The sequence below is a fragment of the Erythrobacter sp. NE805 genome (genome assembly GCF_046452355.1).
Classification (GTDB): Bacteria; Pseudomonadota; Alphaproteobacteria; order Sphingomonadales; family Sphingomonadaceae; genus Erythrobacter.
The window spans coordinates 737,123-755,239 of sequence record NZ_JBKFDI010000001.1; the positions used below are offsets into that span (position 1 = coordinate 737,123).

18 protein-coding genes and 1 tRNA gene are annotated in these 18,117 nt (G+C 69.6%); 15 read left to right on the forward strand and 4 right to left on the reverse strand.

Going from position 1 to position 18,117, the window contains the following annotated elements:
- The first annotated feature begins 16 nt into the window (after window positions 1-16).
- From ACLBKU_RS03370 to ACLBKU_RS03405, 8 genes are all read left to right on the forward strand, one after another.
- Window positions 17-760: a hypothetical protein gene (locus ACLBKU_RS03370; RefSeq protein WP_410178122.1), complete on the forward strand. Its 744-nt coding sequence runs from the start codon at window positions 17-19 to the stop codon at window positions 758-760.
- A gap of 171 nt (window positions 761-931) precedes the next feature.
- On the forward strand, window positions 932-2,317 hold the full coding sequence (locus tag ACLBKU_RS03375) for an efflux transporter outer membrane subunit (protein WP_410178123.1): 1,386 nt from the start codon (window positions 932-934) through the stop codon (window positions 2,315-2,317).
- Window positions 2,314-3,609, forward strand: a complete 1,296-nt coding sequence (locus tag ACLBKU_RS03380; protein ID WP_410178124.1) for an efflux RND transporter periplasmic adaptor subunit — start codon at window positions 2,314-2,316, stop codon at window positions 3,607-3,609. The genes ACLBKU_RS03375 and ACLBKU_RS03380 overlap by 4 nt, the downstream gene beginning before the upstream one ends.
- The gene (locus ACLBKU_RS03385; RefSeq protein ID WP_410178125.1) at window positions 3,606-4,298 is read left to right on the forward strand and encodes an ABC transporter ATP-binding protein; all 693 of its coding nucleotides are present in this window, start codon (window positions 3,606-3,608) and stop codon (window positions 4,296-4,298) included. The genes ACLBKU_RS03380 and ACLBKU_RS03385 overlap by 4 nt, the downstream gene beginning before the upstream one ends.
- A complete protein-coding gene (locus ACLBKU_RS03390) occupies window positions 4,295-5,494 on the forward strand; it encodes an ABC transporter permease (RefSeq protein WP_410178126.1) in 1,200 nt (399 codons plus the stop codon). The genes ACLBKU_RS03385 and ACLBKU_RS03390 overlap by 4 nt, the downstream gene beginning before the upstream one ends.
- 4 nt (window positions 5,495-5,498) lie before the next feature.
- Entirely contained in the window at window positions 5,499-6,248 is a 750-nt protein-coding gene (locus ACLBKU_RS03395) for a response regulator (protein ID WP_410178127.1), read from the forward strand.
- The gene (locus tag ACLBKU_RS03400; protein ID WP_410178128.1) at window positions 6,245-7,585 is read left to right on the forward strand and encodes a sensor histidine kinase; all 1,341 of its coding nucleotides are present in this window, start codon (window positions 6,245-6,247) and stop codon (window positions 7,583-7,585) included. The genes ACLBKU_RS03395 and ACLBKU_RS03400 overlap by 4 nt, the downstream gene beginning before the upstream one ends.
- Window positions 7,586-7,807: 222 nt before the next feature.
- A complete protein-coding gene (locus tag ACLBKU_RS03405) occupies window positions 7,808-9,250 on the forward strand; it encodes a pyridoxal phosphate-dependent decarboxylase family protein (RefSeq protein WP_410178129.1) in 1,443 nt (480 codons plus the stop codon).
- 49 nt (window positions 9,251-9,299) lie between these two features.
- Here ACLBKU_RS03405 and ACLBKU_RS03410 read toward each other — a convergent pair whose 3' ends face one another.
- Window positions 9,300-10,310, reverse strand: coding sequence for a transposase (locus ACLBKU_RS03410; RefSeq protein WP_410178130.1), 1,011 nt, complete (start codon window positions 10,308-10,310; stop codon window positions 9,300-9,302).
- Here ACLBKU_RS03410 and ACLBKU_RS03415 point away from each other — a divergent pair.
- The gene (locus ACLBKU_RS03415; protein ID WP_410178131.1) at window positions 10,240-10,401 is read left to right on the forward strand and encodes a DUF6471 domain-containing protein; all 162 of its coding nucleotides are present in this window, start codon (window positions 10,240-10,242) and stop codon (window positions 10,399-10,401) included. The two genes, ACLBKU_RS03410 and ACLBKU_RS03415, sit on opposite strands and share 71 nt — an antisense overlap.
- 244 nt (window positions 10,402-10,645) lie before the next feature.
- Here ACLBKU_RS03415 and ACLBKU_RS03420 read toward each other — a convergent pair whose 3' ends face one another.
- Window positions 10,646-11,149 (reverse strand): hypothetical protein, encoded by a 504-nt coding sequence (locus ACLBKU_RS03420; protein ID WP_410178132.1) that lies wholly within the window; start codon window positions 11,147-11,149, stop codon window positions 10,646-10,648.
- Window positions 11,150-11,224: 75 nt separating this feature from the next.
- Window positions 11,225-11,298, reverse strand: a tRNA-Gln gene (locus ACLBKU_RS03425).
- A gap of 184 nt (window positions 11,299-11,482) precedes the next feature.
- Between ACLBKU_RS03425 and ACLBKU_RS03430 the strand changes: the two genes are divergently transcribed.
- Window positions 11,483-12,754 carry a Ppx/GppA phosphatase family protein gene (locus tag ACLBKU_RS03430; protein WP_410178133.1) on the forward strand — a complete coding sequence of 424 codons (1,272 nt, stop codon included), beginning with the start codon at window positions 11,483-11,485 and terminating at the stop codon, window positions 12,752-12,754.
- Entirely contained in the window at window positions 12,751-13,416 is a 666-nt protein-coding gene (locus ACLBKU_RS03435; RefSeq protein WP_410178134.1) for an RlmE family RNA methyltransferase, read from the forward strand. Before ACLBKU_RS03430 ends, ACLBKU_RS03435 begins: the two co-directional genes overlap by 4 nt.
- 20 nt (window positions 13,417-13,436) lie before the next feature.
- Here the strand turns inward: ACLBKU_RS03435 and ACLBKU_RS03440 are convergent, their stop codons facing one another.
- Entirely contained in the window at window positions 13,437-14,105 is a 669-nt protein-coding gene (locus tag ACLBKU_RS03440; RefSeq protein WP_410178135.1) for a c-type cytochrome, read from the reverse strand.
- A gap of 96 nt (window positions 14,106-14,201) precedes the next feature.
- Here ACLBKU_RS03440 and ACLBKU_RS03445 point away from each other — a divergent pair, with 96 nt between their 5' ends.
- The 4 genes from ACLBKU_RS03445 (at window position 14,202) to ACLBKU_RS03460 (ending at window position 18,116) form a co-directional block, all read left to right on the forward strand.
- The gene (locus tag ACLBKU_RS03445; protein ID WP_410178136.1) at window positions 14,202-15,107 is read left to right on the forward strand and encodes a prephenate dehydratase; all 906 of its coding nucleotides are present in this window, start codon (window positions 14,202-14,204) and stop codon (window positions 15,105-15,107) included.
- A gap of 62 nt (window positions 15,108-15,169) precedes the next feature.
- Complete coding sequence (locus ACLBKU_RS03450; RefSeq protein ID WP_410178137.1) at window positions 15,170-15,868, forward strand: hypothetical protein; 699 nt, start codon at window positions 15,170-15,172, stop codon at window positions 15,866-15,868.
- A complete protein-coding gene (locus ACLBKU_RS03455) occupies window positions 15,865-17,157 on the forward strand; it encodes a DUF4350 domain-containing protein (protein WP_410178138.1) in 1,293 nt (430 codons plus the stop codon). The genes ACLBKU_RS03450 and ACLBKU_RS03455 overlap by 4 nt, the downstream gene beginning before the upstream one ends.
- Window positions 17,154-18,116: an AAA family ATPase gene (locus ACLBKU_RS03460; RefSeq protein WP_410178139.1), complete on the forward strand. Its 963-nt coding sequence runs from the start codon at window positions 17,154-17,156 to the stop codon at window positions 18,114-18,116. Before ACLBKU_RS03455 ends, ACLBKU_RS03460 begins: the two co-directional genes overlap by 4 nt.
- Window position 18,117 lies beyond the last annotated feature (1 nt).

Here is an 18,117-nt window from a genome sequence, read left to right on the forward strand (position 1 = left end):
AACCGGAGTGCCATCCATGACGAGAAAGCCGGTTCCGGGAATCCTGACGCAGCGCGCCGCGCAGGCCCTCACCCTTGCCTTGGCGGCCGCGGTCGCACTCGCGGCCCCGGCCGCCCAAGCCCAGAGCGGACCGCCCGGGGGCATGCCTCCCGGCGGGATGCCGCCCGGCGGCATGCCCCGCCCGCCCAAGCCGCCCAAGCCGCTGAAGGTCGAGGTGTTGCTCGAGGCCGTGGACGAGCAGTTCCGCGCCGGCGACCGCGACCGCGACGGCTTCCTCACCGTCACCGAAGTGCGCGAGCAGATCCGCGAGGCCGCCACCCGGGCGGTACGCCGGCGCTTTGCCGCGATCGACCTCGACCGGAACGGCGCGCTCGACTTCGGCGAGTTCCAGCAGTGGCAGGAGCAGATGGGCTCGCAGGCCCTCTCGGATGTCGCCGCCGCGTCGATCCGCGGCGAGATGGTGCCCTCGGCGCTCCCGCTCGATCTGGGGTCCGGGGACAACGCGATGATCCTGCGCCTGCTGATCGAGCCGCTCGGTGCGACCGTAGTCCTGCAGGCGGATGCGGATTCGGATGGCCGGGTCGATCCTGCCGAGCTCCGGCAGTACCAGCGGCGCCGGTTCGACCAGTTCGACGCGAACAAGGACGACGCGCTCGACATGATGGAGCTGCCGCGACCCGGACCGGGCAAGGGGCCGGGCGGCGGGATGCCGATGCCGCCGCCGCCGAGCGGGATGCCGATGCCCGAGCGGCCCGGCTGATCGGCCCTTCCCCTACCGATGTGTCAGCTTCGAAATGTTTCGCGGCTGACACAATCGCGCAATTCCGCGACAATCCGGCGCCCCTAGCACGGCTCCATCATGAAGCCTGGGGACGAGACCGAGCGAGCGGAAGGGCGAGTGTGCGGATGGGGGCCACCGCGCGCGGCGCGCGTGCTGCTGCCGGCGCTGCTGCTCTCGGGCTGCGCGACCGGGGCACTTCCCGCCCCGACCGACCCGGGCATCGCCGTGCCCGACCGCTTGCCCTCGCAGCCTGCGGACGCCGCCGCGCCCACCCCGCTCGACCGCTGGTGGGCGCGCTTCGGCGAGCCCCCGCTCGACGCGCTCGTCGCCATGCTGGCGAGCGATAATCCCGATTTGGCCGCAGCCCGCGCCCGCTACGAGGCGGCGCGGAAGAGCGCGATCGCCGAGCGGGCCGGCCTCTTCCCGCAGCTGTCGGCAAGCGCGTCGTCGAACCGCACGGTTGCCGGCGACACCCAGCCCGGGTCGGGGCGAAGCATCTACCAGGCCGAGCTCAGCGCCAGCTGGGAGATCGACCTCTTCGGCGGCCTGCGCGCGAGCGCGCGCGCCGCCGACGCCGAGGCGCGCGCCTCTGCCGCCGACTACGGCGACCAGCGACGCGCCCTGATCGGCTCGCTTGCCCGCAGCTATGTCGACGAGCGCCTCGCGGCGGCGCGCATCGCGCTCACCGAGGACCTGCTGGTCTCGCAGCGCCAGACCCGCCAGATCGCCGCCTGGCGGGTGCAGGCGGGGCTTGCCACCGGCCTCGACAACGAACAGGCGCGCCAGCTCGTGCTCGGCACCGAGGCGCAGCTGCCCGCCCTCGCCGCCGACCGGCGCAGCGCCGCCAACCGGCTCGCGGTGCTTTCGGGGCGGACCCCGGGCGCGATCGACGAACTGATCGGCGCAGGCACTGGCATCCCCGCCCCGCTCGACGTCGCGCCCCTGACCCCGGTCGAGATCGTGCGCCGCCGCCCCGATCTGCGCGCCGCGGAAGCGAACCTTGCCGCCGCGCTTGCGCAGGTCGGCGTCGCGCGGGCTGCGCTGCTGCCGCGCCTGTCGCTCAGCGGATCGCTCGGCGGCAGCGGCAGCGGCCTCGGGAAGCTCGCCGACGCTGTCGGCGGCAGCATCGGCGCGCTGATAGACCAGGTGCTCTTCGACGGCGGGCGCAACCGCGCCAACCTCGCCGCGCAGAAGGCGCGGGCCGAGGCGGCGCTCCAGGACTACCGATCGGCACTCCTCGCCGCACTGGAGGACGTCGACAATGCTTACGCCGCGCTCGCCGCCGCGCGCGAGCGGCTCGCACTCAGGCGCGGGGTCGAGACGGCCACCGGCAACGCTGCGCGCATCCTGCGCCAGCAATACGCCGCCGGCGTCGTCGACTTCCGCGACCTGCTCGACGCCGAGCAGAACCTCGTCACCGCCAGCGACCAGCGCGTCCAGGCCGAGGCCGACGTGACCCGCGCCGCCATCACCCTGATCCAGGCCCTGGGCGGCGACGACCCGCTCGCATCGCCGAAGCCGGAGCAACCGACATGAGCGACACACCGCAAGGCCTCGTCGCGGGCGTCAGGGCAGAGCTGGCGCGGCGCCGCCTGCCGCGGCGCTGGGTCTGGGCGCTCGCAGCAGTCGGCGCGGTCCTCCTTGCGCTGGCGGCACGCGCGCTGTTCTTCGGCGCGGATACCGGGCCGCAATATGCGACCTTCGATCTCGAGAAGCGGGATCTGCTGGTCACGGTCAGCGCAACCGGCAATCTGCAGCCGACCAATCAGGTCGAGGTCGGTTCGGAGACATCGGGGATCATCACCCAAGTCTATGTCGACAACAACGATCTCGTGACTGCCGGCCAGGTGCTCGCCGTGGTCGATACCGAGCGGCTGCGCGCCTCGCTGCGGCAGGCCGAGGCGACACTCGCGTCGGCCCGGGCGCAGCTTGCGACCAACGAGGCGACACTCGCCGAATCCGCAGCCCAGCTCCAGCGGCTCGAGGAGGTGCGCCAGCTCTCGGGCGGGCAGGTGCCCTCCAGGGCCGAGTTCGACGTCGGCCGCGCCGACTACCGCCGCGCGCTCGCCCAGGTGGATTCCGCAAGCGCCTCGGTGAAGCAGGCCGATGCGCAGGTGTTCAGCGCCCGGATCAGCCTCGAGCGCGCGACCATCTTCGCGCCCGTCACCGGCATCGTCCTCTCGCGCAAGGTCGATCCCGGCCAGACCGTCGCCGCGCAGTTTCAGACGCCCGAGCTGTTCGTCATCGCCGAGGATCTCTCGACCATGCGCCTCGATGTCGAGGTCGACGAGGCCGACATCACCCGCGTGAAGGCGGGGCAGGCCGCCCGCTTCACGATCGACGCCTTCCCGGGCCGGAGCTTTCCGGCGCGTGTCGAGCGGGTGGACGTCGGCGCAACCAAGTCCTCCGACGGCGGCACGGGCACGAGCGGCAGCGGCGACGTGGTGTCTTACGTGGCGCGGCTGTCGGTGGCCAATCCCGACGGCCTGCTGCGACCCGGCATGACCGCGACCGCCAGCATCACCGCGCAGACCTACCGCTCCGCCTTCGTGGTGCCGCTCGCGGCGATGCGCTTCGCTCCGGCCAGGCCCTCGGCGGGCAAGGCGCTGAGTGTCGGCCCGCCCGACCTCGGCGACCAGCAGCGCCAGCAGGCGCGGATCGGGGCAGGGAGCACGCAGACCATCCATGTGCTGGGCGCGGACGGCAAGCTCAAGGCGCTGACGGTGCAGATCGTCGCGGTCTCCGCCGACCGCGCCGCGGTGACGGGCAAGGGCCTGCGCCCTGGCCAGAAGATCGTGCTCGGCCTGCTCGAGGCGGCGAAACCATGAGCACCCCGCTGGTCGAACTCGCCGGCATCACCAAGCTTTACGACAGCGGTCCTTCCGCCTTCGCCGCGCTCAAGGGCGTCGACCTCAGCATCCCGCGCGGGCGCTTCGTCGCGGTCATGGGCCCCTCGGGCTCGGGCAAGTCGACGACGATGAACATCATCGGCTGCCTCGACCGGCCGAGTGCGGGCGAATACTTCCTCGAGGGGGAGGCGATGGTGAGCCTCACCAACGACGAGCGCGCGCTGATTCGCCGCCGCGCGATCGGCTTCATCTTCCAGGGCTTCAACCTGCTGGCACGGACAAATGCGGCGAGGAACGTCGAGCTGCCGCTGCTCTATCGCGGCGATCCCAAGCCGGCGCGGCGCAAGGCGGCGCTCGAGGCGCTGGCGCTGGTCGGGCTCGAGCAATGGTGGGACCACACCCCCGCCGAGCTCTCCGGCGGGCAGCAGCAGCGCGTGGCGATCGCCCGCGCGCTGGTCACGAACCCGCGCCTGCTGCTGGCCGATGAGCCGACCGGGAACCTCGACAGCGCCCGCTCGCAGGAGATCATGGAAATCCTCGTCCGGCTGAACCGCGAGCGCGGGATCACCATCGTCATGGTCACGCACGAGCCGGAGATGGCCGCCTATGCCGACCTCGTGGTCCACTTCGCCGACGGGCTGATCGCCCGGATCGAGGACCGGCGATGATGTGGACGGCTGTGGCGATGGCGCTCGAGGCGCTGCGGCGGCACCTGTTGCGCAGCGTCCTCACCGTGCTCGGCCTCGTGATCGGCGTGTGGTCGGTGGTCACCATGGTGACGCTCGGCAATGCCACCACGGTCGCGATCACCGCCTCGATCAGCGCGCTGGGCTCAGACACGCTCACGCTAATGCCGGGGCAGACGGTGCGCGGCGGCGGGGCGGGCGGGCGGCCCTTCAGCCTCGACGACGTCGCCGCAATCGCTGCGGAGATCGCCGGCGTCCGGCTCGCCGTGCCGCAGGTGACGACTCAGCGGACGGTGGTGGCCAACGCCTCGGACTGGAAGACCTCGGTGACCGGCACCACGGGTGCCTATCTCGACGTGCAGCAATGGCCCGTCACCGCCGGCCGCCGCTTCACCGCCGAGGAGGAGGACAGCGGCAGCGCCGTTTGCCTGCTCGGCGACACCGTGCGCCAGCGCCTGTTCGGGGACCTCGCCTTCGTCGGCGGGTTGATCCGCGTGGGCAAGGTGAGCTGCACCATCGTCGGCGGGCTGAAGCCGCGCGGGCAGGGCTTCGGCAACAATCCCGACGACAGCGTGCTCATGCCGATCGGCGCGGTGCAGCGGCGCCTGACCGGCTCGCGCGACGTCAGCACGATCGTGGTCGCCTACGACAATCGCTACGACCCGGAGCGCATCAAGGAAGACCTCAGGCGCCTGATGCGCGACCGGCGCTATATCGACGCGGGCACCGACGACGACTTCAGCATTTTCGACGCCCGCCAGATCGCCGACACCGTGTCCTCGACCACGGCGATGCTCACCGCGCTGCTGGCGGCGGTCGCGGCGGTGAGCCTGATCGTCGGCGGCATCGGGATCATGAACATCATGCTCGTCTCGGTCACCGAGCGCACGCGGGAGATCGGCATCCGGCTCGCGGTCGGCGCGACCGCGCGCGACGTGCTGGTGCAGTTCCTGATCGAGGCGGTGGTGCTCTCGGCGTTCGGCGGGTTGGTGGGTCTCGCGCTTGCCACTGCCACCACCGCCCTCGTGGCCCCCTTGATGGGGGTCACCTTCGCCTTCGATCCCTTCATCAGCATCCTGGCGGTCGCCTTGTCGGGCAGCGTCGGCATCCTGTTCGGCTATGTCCCGGCAAAGCGCGCTGCGGCCCTCGACCCGATCCAGGCACTGCGGCATGAATAGGTCCATGGATCCCGCTTATCCCGCCGCGGCACGCGATGCCGCCGCCGCGCCCGCCGAACGCATCCTCGTGGTCGATGATGACGAGGCGATCCGCCGTCTCGTCTCGGCAAGCCTCACTCGGCACGGATATGAGGCGAGCGCCGCGGCGGATGTCGCCGAAGCCGAGCGGATGCTCGCTGCGCGCAGCTACGACGTGGTGATTCTCGACGTGATGATGCCGGGCGAGGACGGCCTCAGCTTCTGCCGCCGCATCGCCGGCCCGGACGCGCCGATGATCCTGATCCTGAGCGCGCTCGACGCCAGCAGCGATCGCACGGTCGGGCTCGAGGTCGGCGCCGATGCTTATTGCCCGAAGCCCTGCGAACCGCGCGAGCTCGTCGCGACCGTCCGAGCGCTTCTGAGGCGTAGCCGCCGCGCGGTCGACGAAGGGCCGCAAACCGGCCGCATCCTCGAATTCGGCACATGGCAGTTTGATCTCGTCGATCGCGCACTTCGCACCTCTGAGGGCGAGAGGATCGAGCTTTCCGCCTCCGAGTTCAGCCTGCTGCGCAGCTTCGTCAGCATGCCGCGGCGGGTGCTGACCCGCGACCAGCTGCTCGACAGCGCTTACGGCTCTGGCGTCGACGTCTTCGACCGCGCCGTCGATGTACAGGTCTCGCGCCTGCGCCGGAAGTTCGGCGCGGAGGGCGCCAGCGTGATCCGTACCGTGCGCAACGGCGGCTATATGTTCACGCTGCCGGTGGTGCGCCGGTGAGCTGGCTGCGGCGCCCGCGCCTCGGGATCTTCGGACGAACCTACGGGCTGATGCTGGCCTCGGTGCTCGGCGCGGAGGCGCTGATCTTCTCCGCGATGCTGTTCACCGCCCCGTCGCTACCCCCAATCGTCGAGTTTCCGCGGCTGCTCGAACTGCTCGAGGGCGACACGGCGGCGGCGGCGGACCTGAGGATCGACATCACGATTGAAAGCAAGGCGCCGCCCGGGGGGGAGGACGCTGCCTCGCAAGCTCTGGCGAGCGCGATCCGGCGCGAGGAGGGCCTGGCGCGCGATTCGGTAAGGGTGGACATCTCCGGCATCGGCCCGCCCACGCCGTTCGGCCCCCAACCGGTAGACAGCGTCGCGCGCGGTGCCCGCCCGCTGGTTCTGGTCGGCGAATTCACCGTCGCCCGGCGACTGGCCGACGGACGCTGGCGGGTCCTCAGGAGCGATCCGAGCTTCGTGTGGGAGGCGACCATCAGGCTCGGCCTGCTGCTGCTCGGAACGCTCGCGCTGGTGGTGCCCGCCGCCTACCTCCTTGCGCGCCACTCCACCCGGCCGATCCGCCGCTTCGCCGAGGCCGCCGAGCGGCTCGGGCGCGATCCGCACGCCCCGCCGCTGGTAGAGCAGGGACCGCAGGAAATCCGCGTCGCCGCCGAGGCGTTCAACCAGATGCAGCAGCAGCTGGCCTCCTACATCGAAGAGCGCACGACGATGGTTGCGGCCGTGGCGCACGACTTGCGCACACCGCTCATGCGCATGGCCTTCGAGATCGAGGAGGCGCCGCAGCCGCTCCAGCAGGCGCTCACAGCGCAGATCAGGGAGATGCGCGAGATGGTGGACGCCATCATGCGCTTCCTTCGCGCGGAGCACTCGCGCCACCACCGCGAACCGCTCGATCTCGATGTGCTCGTGCGCGAAATCGTCGAAAGCTTCGCGCGGGATGGCGCCGCTGCGCGCATTGCGGGGCATCAAGGGGCTCTTTCGGTGGTCGGCGATCCTGCCGGTCTCAAGAGCGTTATGCGCAACATCATCGGCAACGCCATCACCTATGGTCAGGAGGCCGAGGTCGAGATGACGGAGCGCGAGGGGCGCGCAGTGGTGTCGGTTCGCGACCGTGGTCCTGGCCTTGCGGAGCTCGACCTGAAGCGGGTCTTTCAGCCCTTCTACAGGGTAGAGAAGTCGCGCAACCGGGCGACGGGCGGCATCGGTCTCGGCCTGACGATCGCCCGCTCCATCGTCGCTGCGCACGGCGGCGGTATCGTCTTCGCCAACCGTCCGGAAGGCGGTCTCGAAACAATCGTCCACCTGCCACTCTGGAGGTCAGGACGGAACTAGTGCAGACGAGCGCGGGAGCCCCCCGACAATGCGCCTGTCTTGACCCTCAGATGCACGTCATTCCCTGTTCTTCCCTGTTTATCAGGCGAACCGAACCAATGCAGGAGCCGCCAGAGACGCGCTCCGCAGACGCCCTCGATGTCGTTGAAGAGATGGGCAGCAGCCTCGAGCGCGCAGGGGTCTGGAGGGAGAGGATGTGCATCGCCAAAAATGATGTGAAGAATGCTCACATCCATGTCGAGGACAATTCGTTGGTTTCGCGCTCCGCGGCGTGACAATCATCCTGCCATGAACGAAATCGAACTTCTCGCCGACGCCGATGCACGTGCGCGGCGCTTCGTCGCCGGCAGCGAGACCCGCCGCGCCTTTCCGGGGGCCGAGGCCATCGCAGCGCTCGCCGCCTTCGACGAGACGCTCACCGATGCGGGGCGGCCGCCCGAAGAGACGCTGGCGATGCTGGATGAGATCGGCTCGCCTGCAGCGGTGGCCGGCAACGGCCCGCGCTATTTCGGCTTCGTCGTGGGCGCGAGCCTGCCCGTTGCCGCCGCTGCCGAACGGATGGTCCTGGCATGGGACCAGAGCGCCAGCACGCCGCTCGGCGCGCCGGGCGGGGCCGCGATCGAGAAGGTGGCCGAGCGCTGGGTGCTCGACATCCTGCGCCTGCCGCCCGGGAGCGCGGTGGGCTTCGGCACCTCGGCGAGCGCCTGCGGCCTCACCTGCGTCACCGCCGCCCGGCGCAAGCTGCTCGCGCAGGCAGGCTGGGACTTCGACCGCAAAGGCCTGGCAGGCGCGCCGCCGATCCGCGCCGTTGTCTCCGATGTCGCGCACGTCACGATGATCAAGGCCCTGCGGGTGCTGGGCTTCGGTACCGACAACCTGGTGGTCGCAGCGACCGACGACAACGGACGGATCGATCCCGCCCGGCTGCCCACGCTCGACGATCGGACCATTCTCTGCCTCCAGGCGGGAGAGGTGAACACCGGGTCGTTCGATCCCTTCGCCGAGCTGATCCCCCGGGCCAAGGCCGCCGGGGCGTGGGTCCACGTCGATGGTGCCTTCGGTCTGTGGGCGAGGACGTCCGACAGGCTGCGCTGGCTGACCGACGGGATCGACCAGGCCGACAGCTGGACCACCGACGGGCACAAGTGGCTCAACACGCCCTATGACTGCGCGATGGCGATCGTCCGCGACCCCGCGGCGCTGACTGGCGCGATGTCCAGCGATGCCGCCTATTCGAGCGCCGGGGCCGAGGCGCAGAAGAACCGCACGATGGAGTTCTCGCGCCGCGCGCGCGGGGTGGCGATCTGGGCGGCGCTTCGCTCGCTCGGCCGGACCGGGGTCGCCGCGCTTGTCGAGCGATGCGTCGCCCATGCCCAGCGGATCAGTGCCGCACTCGAGGAGGCGGGGTATAATGTGCTCAATGAGGTCGTCCTCAACCAGGTTCTCTTCCGGGCCGCGAGCGACGCGGAGACCGTAGCCATCAGGGACGCCGCGGCCGCCTCGGGCGAAATCTGGTTCGGCGGCACCGTATGGCGCGGGCAACAGGCCTCGCGCATCAGTGTATCGTCCTGGCGGACCGGCGACGAGCACGTCGACTTGGCGATCGCCAAATTGCGACAGCTGATGGAAGGTCATCAAGCGGGCGCCACCGAGCCATCAATGTGAGGGACGGTTCAGTCCCAACCATCCCTGCAGCGCGTCGCGCGAGACTGGCTCAACCCGCCAGAACTGCAAGAAACCTTGCGACCTCCTCGTTCAACTCATCGTAAGCGGGCTGCTCCAAGGGGAGATGCGAGCCGTTGGTCAGTTGCACGAAGGCCTTGCCGATCTCGACGAGATCGCGCATAATGTCGGCAGTCTCCTTCTCCGTCTTCACGAAAGCGCGGGTCTTGCCATTGCGCTGCCGAAGGACCGTGATCGCCTGCCGCTTGCCGGACTGATTAGCCGTCTTCCTGCGATCGCGGCGGTGCGTCTTGAGATTGGCCGGCTTGACGTAGCCGCCGACATCGGTGGCGTCACCCTCCACCTGCCCAGACAGCTTCTCGGCGTGCTGGAGCGCGCCCATAACCTCACGCAGCTTCTTCTCCAGCAAGAACGCCGTCTTCACGTTCACGTTCATGTCGCGACACAGATGAAGATCGGCTTCGCCCTTGGCACCGTTCACCCACAGGCCGATGCCGAACAGAATGTCACGATGTTCGAGCTTACGTCCGTGGAAGATGGTGCCCGAGGTCGGCGAGAACTGCTTGAGGCAATCGGCACAGGTGAACTTGCGCCGCCTCCCGACGATCTGGCCGGTATTGCGGTTCTTTACGTTGCGATCGATCCGATAAACGACAGCACAGCCGCAGTATGGGCAAAAGGGCTCTCCGTCCGTCTCTGCCCAACGCAGCCGGACGAACGCATCCACCGCCTCCTCCTCGGACATGCGAGCGATCCGCTTGAGATCAAGCGTCCTTGCTCTTGCCGAGGTGAGAAAATGTTGCGACTTATCCTCCGATGCAGTGAATTTGCATCGGATTTGATGAATAAGTCCGAGTCGGTCAAGTGCTTTTTCACCATATGTGGTGAAAAATCCTTTCAGGAGATGAAGTTTGGAGGACTGGGGCGATAAGGCCGGAGCCATACTGAGGTCGGAGATGGCGAAGCGGCGGATGAAATATCCCGATCTCGTTCGGGCGCTCGCCGGGATCAGAATCCAAGACAACGAGAGGAATCTCAGCAACAAGATCGGTCGCGGGACCTTCTCTGCTGGATTCTTTCTCCAGTGCCTCGCCGCGATGGAGGTGAAAAATCTCCGTCTCGACGAGGACTAAGTTATTGTCTGGACTCCAAAACGCGAATCAGGCATAGCGTAATAACGCGCAGTTGATCTGCACGGTTCACCTCCTTCCTACCACGAGGGCGCATGAATTGGAGCCACAGTCGTGTTCGAGACGACTGTGGCTCCGACCTGTGCATCAGGTCGGCGAATCACTAATGCACTGATTCGGATGCGTTTGTCTTCGGCAATTATGAGTTTACATTAAGCGTGTCACTGTAAACTCAAACTATACATTGCTAAGGGTCAAACGTGATCTCGGGCTTGTTGATGGCCCGCCACTGAGCCGGATACTTCCCCGACGACTCCACGGTCCGGCCTCGAAACTTCCGAAATGATGCTTCCACGGCGTTCTGAACGCGGCGAAGGGTCTCGGCATCGGGCGCTTCACATCCGACCTCTCGCAGGACTGTCTTGGCAACTTCGCGAACGGTCATCGGGACCTCAGACTTCCTCAGAACCTGCATCCCTCGCCTGCCGCACTGGCCGAACGGCACCGGGATATGGTGCGTCCAAGGCTTAACAGGCGGCGCTTGCTCCTCCTGCCAATCGGGATCGGCGTCTTCGAGCAGCAGTCGAGCGCTATCAATCAGTCGTTCAAGCTGTGGGATGCGCGCTTCAAGCTCCGGCAGCTTTTCGACCTCGCGGTGGATGCGAGCGATCGATGCGCGGACATCTTCAAGCTGGCCGGTCAGAGCAGAGTAGCGCTTGTTCAGCGATTGACGAAAATTGGTATGTCCCATGCCCCTAATGATGCGGCGCGGCGGATTGGAACGCCATCCGGGTCTTTGTGCGTTTGCTACCAAATACGGGAAGGCTGGATGCCCCGCAAGGATTCGAACCTTGATTGACGGAGTCAGAGTCCGCTCTCTTACCATTAGAGGACGGGGCATCGGCCTTGCCGCGCGCGTGCTGCGGCATCAGCGAGCGCGCTCCCTAGTTTCGTGCGCGCGCGAGGTCAAGCGCTCACGTTGCGCACGCCGCCTTGCCCTCGGCGAAGGCTTCGGTTAGCTTGGTGGCAAGTGCCGTGCGGTCGGAGGGTATGGTCCGCGCGGTGAGATGAAAGCGTTGCGATCATGGCGGAAACACTCCCGCCGGACAGAAATGAAAATGCTGGGAAAAACCGGGGCGGCAAGTCCGGCAAGGTAGCCGATTTCCGCTACAAGCGCCCCCCTCAGCCCGACCCGAGAGCGAGCGGCCGCGACGGCCGGCCCAAGGGCGCAGCCAAGGATGGGCGCCGCCCCCCGCGCCCTGCGAACGGAACCCCGCGCGCCCGCCCGGACCTCGCCGAGATCGGGCCGGAGATCGGCGCGAAGGCGCAGGGCGAGGCCTATGCCGCCCTCGACCTCGGCACCAACAATTGTCGCCTGCTGATCGCCCGCCCCTCGGGCCGCGACTTCACCGTGATCGACGCCTTCAGCCGGGTGGTCAAACTCGGCGAGGGACTCGCCACCACCGGGCGCCTCAGCGAGGCGGCGATGGAGCGCACGCTCTCGGCGCTCGCGATCTGCGCCGACAAGCTCCAGCGCCGCAACGTGCGCCTCGCCCGCTCGGTCGCGACCGAGGCCTGCCGCCGCGCCGAGAACGGCCCCGCCTTCATCGAGCGCGTGCGGCGCGAGACCGGCATCGCCTTGGACATCATCAGCGCCGAGGAGGAGGCGCGCCTCGCGGTGCTCGGCTGCCACATCCTGCTCGAGGCGGGAGAAGGCCCGGCGGTGATCTTCGACATCGGCGGCGGCTCGACCGAGCTCGTCCTGGTCGAGGCCGGGGCCGAGGGCGGGGCGCGGGTGCCGCGCATCCTCGACTGGCAGAGCGTCCCCTGGGGCGTGGTCTCGCTCACCGACACGGTCGGCCGCGGCGAGGACAGCGAGGCGGCGCGCCTCGCCCGCTTCGCCCGGATGCGCGAAATGGTCGCGGAGAGCTTCGCGCCCTTCGCGGGCCGCGTCGCCGCAGCGGCGAAGCACCCCGACATCCGCCTGCTCGGCACCAGCGGCACGGTGACGACGCTCGCCAGCCTCTACCTCGAACTGCCGAGCTACGACCGCAAGGCGGTCGACGGGCTGATCGTCCCCGCCCCGGCGATGCGCGACATCAGCGCGCGGCTCGCGGTGATGACCCCCTACGAGCGCGCGACGCTCCCCTGCATCGGGCAGGACCGCGCCGACCTCGTGGTGGCGGGCTGCGCGATCCTCGAGGCGATCCTCGACCTGTGGCCCGCGCGGCGGCTCGGGGTCGCCGACCGCGGCATCCGCGAGGGCATCCTCAGGAGCATCATGGCCGCCGAACAGCACTCCGAGCGGACCCTCAAGGCGTTGCACAAGCAGCGATCCGGGCGCCCCGAGCGATGACCCGCGGCGCGAAGGACACCGGCAAGCGCGTCAGGACCGCGAAGGGCCGCACCGCGAGCCAGGTGCGCTGGCTCGAACGCCAGCTCAACGACCCCTACGTCCGCCAAGCCAAGGCCGACGGCTACCGCAGCCGCGCGGCCTACAAGCTGATCGAACTGGACGAGAAGTTCGCCCTGCTGAGGAACGCGAGCCGGGTTGTCGACCTCGGCATCGCGCCGGGCGGGTGGAGCCAGGTGGTGCGCGCCAAGCGCCCGAAAGCCGAGGTGGTGGGGATCGACCTCCTGCCCGTGGAGCCGCTCGAGGGGGTGACGATCTTCCAGATGGACTTCATGGCCGACGAGGCCCCCTCGGCGCTTGCCGAGGCGCTCGGCGGCAAGCCCGACCTCGTGCTCTCGGACATGGCGGCGAACACGGTCGGCCACAAGCAGACCGATCACCTGCGCACGATGGGCCTTGTCGAGGCAGCGGCGTGGTTCGCGGTGGAGAACCTCGAGGCGGGCGGGGCCTTCGTCGCAAAGGTGCTCGCGGGCGGCACCGATGCGGACCTGCTGGCGCTGCTCAAGAGGCACTTCGCCACCGTCAAGCACGCCAAGCCCCCGGCGAGCCGCAAGGGCTCGTCGGAGTGGTACGTCATCGCTCAAGGGTTCAAGGGCCAGGCCTGAGGCCCGGTCCCCTGCGCGGATTACTGCGCGGGGGTCTCGGTCGCGGCCGGGGTCTCGGTCGCCGCCGGGGTCTCGCCACCACCCGCCGCCGCGTCGGCGACGAAGGTCGGCACCGGCAGGTTCGAGCCCTGCGAGTTCAGGTACATCGCCACCGCGGCGCGGTCCTCGACCTTGGAGAGGCCGGCGAAGCTCATCTTGGTGCCCGAGGCGAAGGCCTTGGGGCTCTTGAGCCACGCGTTCATCGTGTCCCAGTCCCAGTTGCCGCCCTTCGACGACAGGTCGGCCGAGAAGGCGAAGCCGCGGCCCTTGCCGATCGGTTCGCCCATCACGCCGTGGAGGTTGGGACCGATGCCGTTCGCGCCGCCTGCGTTGATCGTGTGGCAGCTGGCGCACTTCTGGAAGATCTTCTCGCCCGCGGCGATCTGCTCGGCGGCGGGCATCTTGTTCAGCGCCTCGGCCATGCTCATCTCGGCCGGGCCGGAGCCGCTCTCCTCGACCACGCCTTCGATCACGTAGCCGAGCTTTTCAGGGCGCTGCGGCTTGTCGCCGTGGAAGAACTTGCCCGAGAGGATCGAGAGACCGAGCCCGAGGCCGGCGGCAAACAGCACCCAGCCCGCGGCGGTGTTGAACAGATCGCCGCCGCTCTTTTGAACGTCGGCCGTCGGCTGCGAAGAGTTGTCCTGTGTCATCCCGCGCGCTCCATAGTGGCGGCTTTACGGGCGCGCAAGACCGATCGTGCCACGAATTCTTGCGCCTTTTGCAATGGGGCTCTAGGCGCGTGCACCATGCGATCCTTTCCCGGCCCCGCCCTCGAAATCGTCGACCGGATGCGCGCCGCCGCCGCCGCCGAACCTGCGCGCGCAATCGCCTTCCAGGGGTCGCCTGGCGCCAACTCGCACCGCGCCGCGACCGAGGCGCGCCCCGATCTTGCGCCGCTCCCTTGCTTCAGCTTCGAGGATGCGCTCGACGCGGTGAAGGACGGTCGGGCCGGCGCGGCGATCATCCCGATCGAGAATTCGCAGCACGGCCGCGTTGCCGACATCCACTTCCTGCTGCCCGAAAGCGGCCTCAACATCGTCGGCGAATATTTCATGCCGATCCACCACGCGCTGATGGCGGTCGGCCCGGCGAGCGAGGGGCGGAGCTTCGAGGCGGCCTACAGCCACCCCCAGGCGCTCGGCCAGTCGCGCCGCTACCTGCGCGCACGGGGCATCGTGCCATTGAGCCACGCCGATACCGCGGGTGCTGCCGCCTACGTGGCCGAGCGCGGCGACCCGACCGTCGCCGCCATCGCCCCCGCGCTCGCTGCCGAGCTCTACGGGCTCACCATCATCGAGCGCAATGTCGAGGACAGCGCCGACAACATGACCCGCTTCGTGATCCTCGCGAAGGAGCCCCTCGCGCCCGAGGCGCTCGCCGGCCGGCCGGTGATGACCACCTTCATCTTCGAGGTGAAGAACATCCCCGCCGCGCTCTACAAGGCGCTGGGGGGCTTTGCGACCAACGGCGTCAACATGACCAAGCTCGAGAGCTACCAGCAGGGCACGAGCTTCGCGGCGACGACCTTCTATGCCGACATCATCGGCGCCCCGGGCGACGCCGCGGTCGACCGCGCGCTCGAGGAATGCGCGTTCCATTCCAAGGAATTGCGCATTCTCGGCAGCTACGAACAGGCCCGCGCGCGGGGTTGAGGCAGGGGCAGGACGGTTTCCCGTTGCGCCGGCCCGAGCGCCGTGCCACCACCCGCTCCGGGATGACCGCAGCGGCCGCAACGAACCCTTCCGAATCAATAGCCAATTCGGGCGGTTCACCCCCTGCCGGGTGGGAAGCCCTGCGCGCCGACGGCAACCTCCAGTTCGCCCCCGTCCCGATCCCCGAGATCCCGCCGCGCGAGCCGAGCTGGTTCGAGCGGATGCTGAACAAGCTCGCTGCGTTCCTCGCCGACGTGCTGGGCCCGGTCGGCCAGGCGCTCGGCGCCTCGTGGTGGTGGCTGCAATGGGTGCTGCTCGCCGCGGTGGTGGCGCTCGCGCTGGTGCTGCTCGTCCGGATGCTCGGCCCCGGCTTCGGCAGGTCCCGCAAGGCGGCCGAGGCCGCAGCCGAGGACGAGTGGCGCCCCGACGCCGCGACGAGCCTCGCGCTGCTCGAGGATGCCGACCGCCTCGCCGCCGAGGGCCGCTATGACGAGGCGACCCACCTCCTCCTCCAGCGCAGCGTCGGCCATATCGCCGAGGCGCGGCCCGACTGGACCCGCCCCTCGAGCACCGCGCGCGAGCTCGCCGCGCTGCCCGCGCTGCCCGAGGCCGCCCGCGCCGCCTTCCGGGTGATCGCCGAGCGGGTCGAGCGCTCGCTGTTCGCGCTGCGCTCGCTCGACCGGGCCGACTGGGAGGCCGCCCGGGCTGCCTATGCCGAGTTCGCGCTCGCCCGCTTCGATCCGCGGAGCCGCGCCGCATGAGCGCCGCCGCCGCGCCGCCGGCCGCCTTCTCGCGCGGCGGCGCGCTCGCGCTCGTCGCGGGCGGCGTCGCGCTGTTCCTCGCGCTCATCTACCTGATCGGCTCGGGCGCCGATCTCGGCGGCGACAAGGGCGATGGGCAGGCCCATGCCGCGGCGAACGGCCTCAACGGCTATGCCGGGCTCGTCCGCCTGGTCGAGGCGCAGGGCTACAGCGTCGAGCGCTCGCGCAGCCGCGCGGGGTACGAGACCGAGGGGCTGCTGGTGCTGTCCCCGCCCCTGCTCACCGATGCCGCGGAGCTCGCCAAGATCCTCAACGAGCGCCGCTATATCGGGCCGACGCTGGTGATCGTTCCCAAGTGGTGGGCAACCAGGCCGCCGCGGAACACGCCGCCCAAGGTGCGCGAGAAGTTCAAGCGCGGCTGGGTCGCGATCGACGGCGTGCTGGAGAGCGAGTGGCCCACCGAGCTTCCCGCGCCCTACGCGTTCACCCTCGCCCTCGACGGCGACAGGGAGGGCGCGCAGCCCGTGCGCTGGAGCGGGCTCGGCGAGGCCGGTAAGCTCCCCGCCCCGCAGGTGCTCCACGCCGAGCCGAAGGGCGCGCGCCGGACGCTCTTCACCGACGCGAGCGGCCGCATCCTCGCCTTCGAGATCCAGCTCGGCCAGAACAACCAGCCCGACGACGAGGCCTACCCGGTGACCTTCCTCGCCGAGCCCGACCTTGCGAACAACTGGGGCCTCGCCGATCGCCAGCGCGCCGCGGCGATGGTCGCGCTGTTCGACGACCTCACCTACGGGCAGGAGATCGAGGACGTCACCTTCGACCTGACGCTCAACGGCTTCGGCGCCTCGGAGAACCTCCTCACCCTCGCCTTCCGCCCGCCCTTCCTCGCGGCGACGCTGAGCCTCCTGGTGGCGCTGCTGATCGTCGGCTGGCGCGCCTTCCAGCGCTTCGGCCCGGCGGCGGCCTCGGACGGCCCGGCGATCGCCTTCGGCAAGCGCCAGCTGATCCTCAACGGCGCGGGCCTGATCCTGCGCGCCCGGCGCTTCGGGCTGCTCGGGCGGCCCTACGCCGCGCTCTCCGCAAGGCGGCTCGCCGAGCGGCTCGGGCTCGCGCGGCCCGACCCGGAGGCAATCGACGCCGCGCTCGCCCGGCGCCTGCCGGACGAGGAACCCTTCACCCGCCGCGCCGCGCGGCTCGAGGCGGCGGCCAGGCCCGCCGACATTCTCGCCGCCGCGCGCGCGCTCGACGATCTTGCCACCAGGCTGCAACAGGGACCGCCCACCGAATGACCATGACACTCGATGATGTCCGCGCGCTCGCGGACGCGATCCGCGCCGAAACCGCCAAGGCGATCGTCGGTCAGGAGGCGATGGTTGACATGCTGCTGGTCGCGCTCCTGTCCGAGGGCCACGTGCTGCTCGAAGGGCCGCCGGGCACCGCCAAGACCTTCCTCGCCAACAGCTTCGCGACCGCGCTCGGCCTCGACTTCGGGCGCATCCAGTTCACCCCCGACCTGCTGCCGGGCGACATCCTGGGGTCGAACCTGTTTAACTTCCAGACCAGCCAGTTCACCCTCACCCGCGGTCCGATCTTCCGCGACCTGCTGCTCGCCGACGAGATCAACCGCACTCCCCCCAAGACCCAGGCCGCGCTGCTCGAGGCGATGCAGGAGCGGCGCGTCACGCTCGACGGGGAGACGCACCTCCTGCCCGACCGCTTCATGGTGATCGCGACCCAGAACCCGATCGAGAACCAGGGCGTCTACCCGCTTCCCGAAGCACAGCTCGACCGCTTCCTGTTCAAGCTGCTGGTGCCCTACCCGGCCGAGGCGGAGGAGGCGCGGATCGTCGCCACCTACGGCCAGCGTTCGGGTCCGCAGCGCCCCGCCGACCTCGGGGTCGCGGCGGTGACGAACGCCGCCGGGATCGGCGCGGCGAGCGCCGCGCTCGACCAGGTGACCGTCGCCGAGGAGATCGTGACCTACGTGGTGCGGCTGGTGCGTGCGACCCGCGAGCATTCGGAGCTCACCGTCGGCGCTTCCCCGCGCGCGGCGGTGCTGCTGGCGAACGCCGCCCGCGCCCGCGCCGCGCTCGAGGGCCGCGCCTATGTCATTCCCGACGACGTCAAGGCGCTCGCCGTGCCGGTGCTGCGTCACCGGTTGACGCTCTCGCCCGCCGCGGAGATCGAGGGCCGCGACATGGAGGCGCTGGTTGCCGAGCTGGTAGCAGCGACCGAGGCGCCGCGCTGAG

What these genes read in the sequence shown, in the direction of transcription:
- ACLBKU_RS03370 (WP_410178122.1), top strand. Translation starts at nt 17, where the DNA reads ATGACGAGAAAGCCGGTTCCGGGAATCCTGACGCAGCGCGCCGCGCAG.
- ACLBKU_RS03380 (WP_410178124.1), top strand. Translation starts at nt 2,314, where the DNA reads ATGAGCGACACACCGCAAGGCCTCGTCGCGGGCGTCAGGGCAGAGCTG.
- ACLBKU_RS03385 (WP_410178125.1), top strand. Translation starts at nt 3,606, where the DNA reads ATGAGCACCCCGCTGGTCGAACTCGCCGGCATCACCAAGCTTTACGAC.
- ACLBKU_RS03390 (WP_410178126.1), top strand. Translation starts at nt 4,295, where the DNA reads ATGATGTGGACGGCTGTGGCGATGGCGCTCGAGGCGCTGCGGCGGCAC.
- ACLBKU_RS03395 (WP_410178127.1), top strand. Translation starts at nt 5,499, where the DNA reads ATGGATCCCGCTTATCCCGCCGCGGCACGCGATGCCGCCGCCGCGCCC.
- ACLBKU_RS03405 (WP_410178129.1), top strand. Translation starts at nt 7,808, where the DNA reads ATGCTCACATCCATGTCGAGGACAATTCGTTGGTTTCGCGCTCCGCGG.
- ACLBKU_RS03415 (WP_410178131.1), top strand. Translation starts at nt 10,240, where the DNA reads ATGAAATATCCCGATCTCGTTCGGGCGCTCGCCGGGATCAGAATCCAA.
- ACLBKU_RS03420 (WP_410178132.1), bottom strand. Translation starts at nt 11,149, where the DNA reads ATGGGACATACCAATTTTCGTCAATCGCTGAACAAGCGCTACTCTGCT.
- ACLBKU_RS03430 (WP_410178133.1), top strand. Translation starts at nt 11,483, where the DNA reads ATGGCGGAAACACTCCCGCCGGACAGAAATGAAAATGCTGGGAAAAAC.
- ACLBKU_RS03435 (WP_410178134.1), top strand. Translation starts at nt 12,751, where the DNA reads ATGACCCGCGGCGCGAAGGACACCGGCAAGCGCGTCAGGACCGCGAAG.
- ACLBKU_RS03440 (WP_410178135.1), bottom strand. Translation starts at nt 14,105, where the DNA reads ATGACACAGGACAACTCTTCGCAGCCGACGGCCGACGTTCAAAAGAGC.
- ACLBKU_RS03445 (WP_410178136.1), top strand. Translation starts at nt 14,202, where the DNA reads ATGCGATCCTTTCCCGGCCCCGCCCTCGAAATCGTCGACCGGATGCGC.
- ACLBKU_RS03450 (WP_410178137.1), top strand. Translation starts at nt 15,170, where the DNA reads ATGACCGCAGCGGCCGCAACGAACCCTTCCGAATCAATAGCCAATTCG.
- ACLBKU_RS03455 (WP_410178138.1), top strand. Translation starts at nt 15,865, where the DNA reads ATGAGCGCCGCCGCCGCGCCGCCGGCCGCCTTCTCGCGCGGCGGCGCG.
- ACLBKU_RS03460 (WP_410178139.1), top strand. Translation starts at nt 17,154, where the DNA reads ATGACCATGACACTCGATGATGTCCGCGCGCTCGCGGACGCGATCCGC.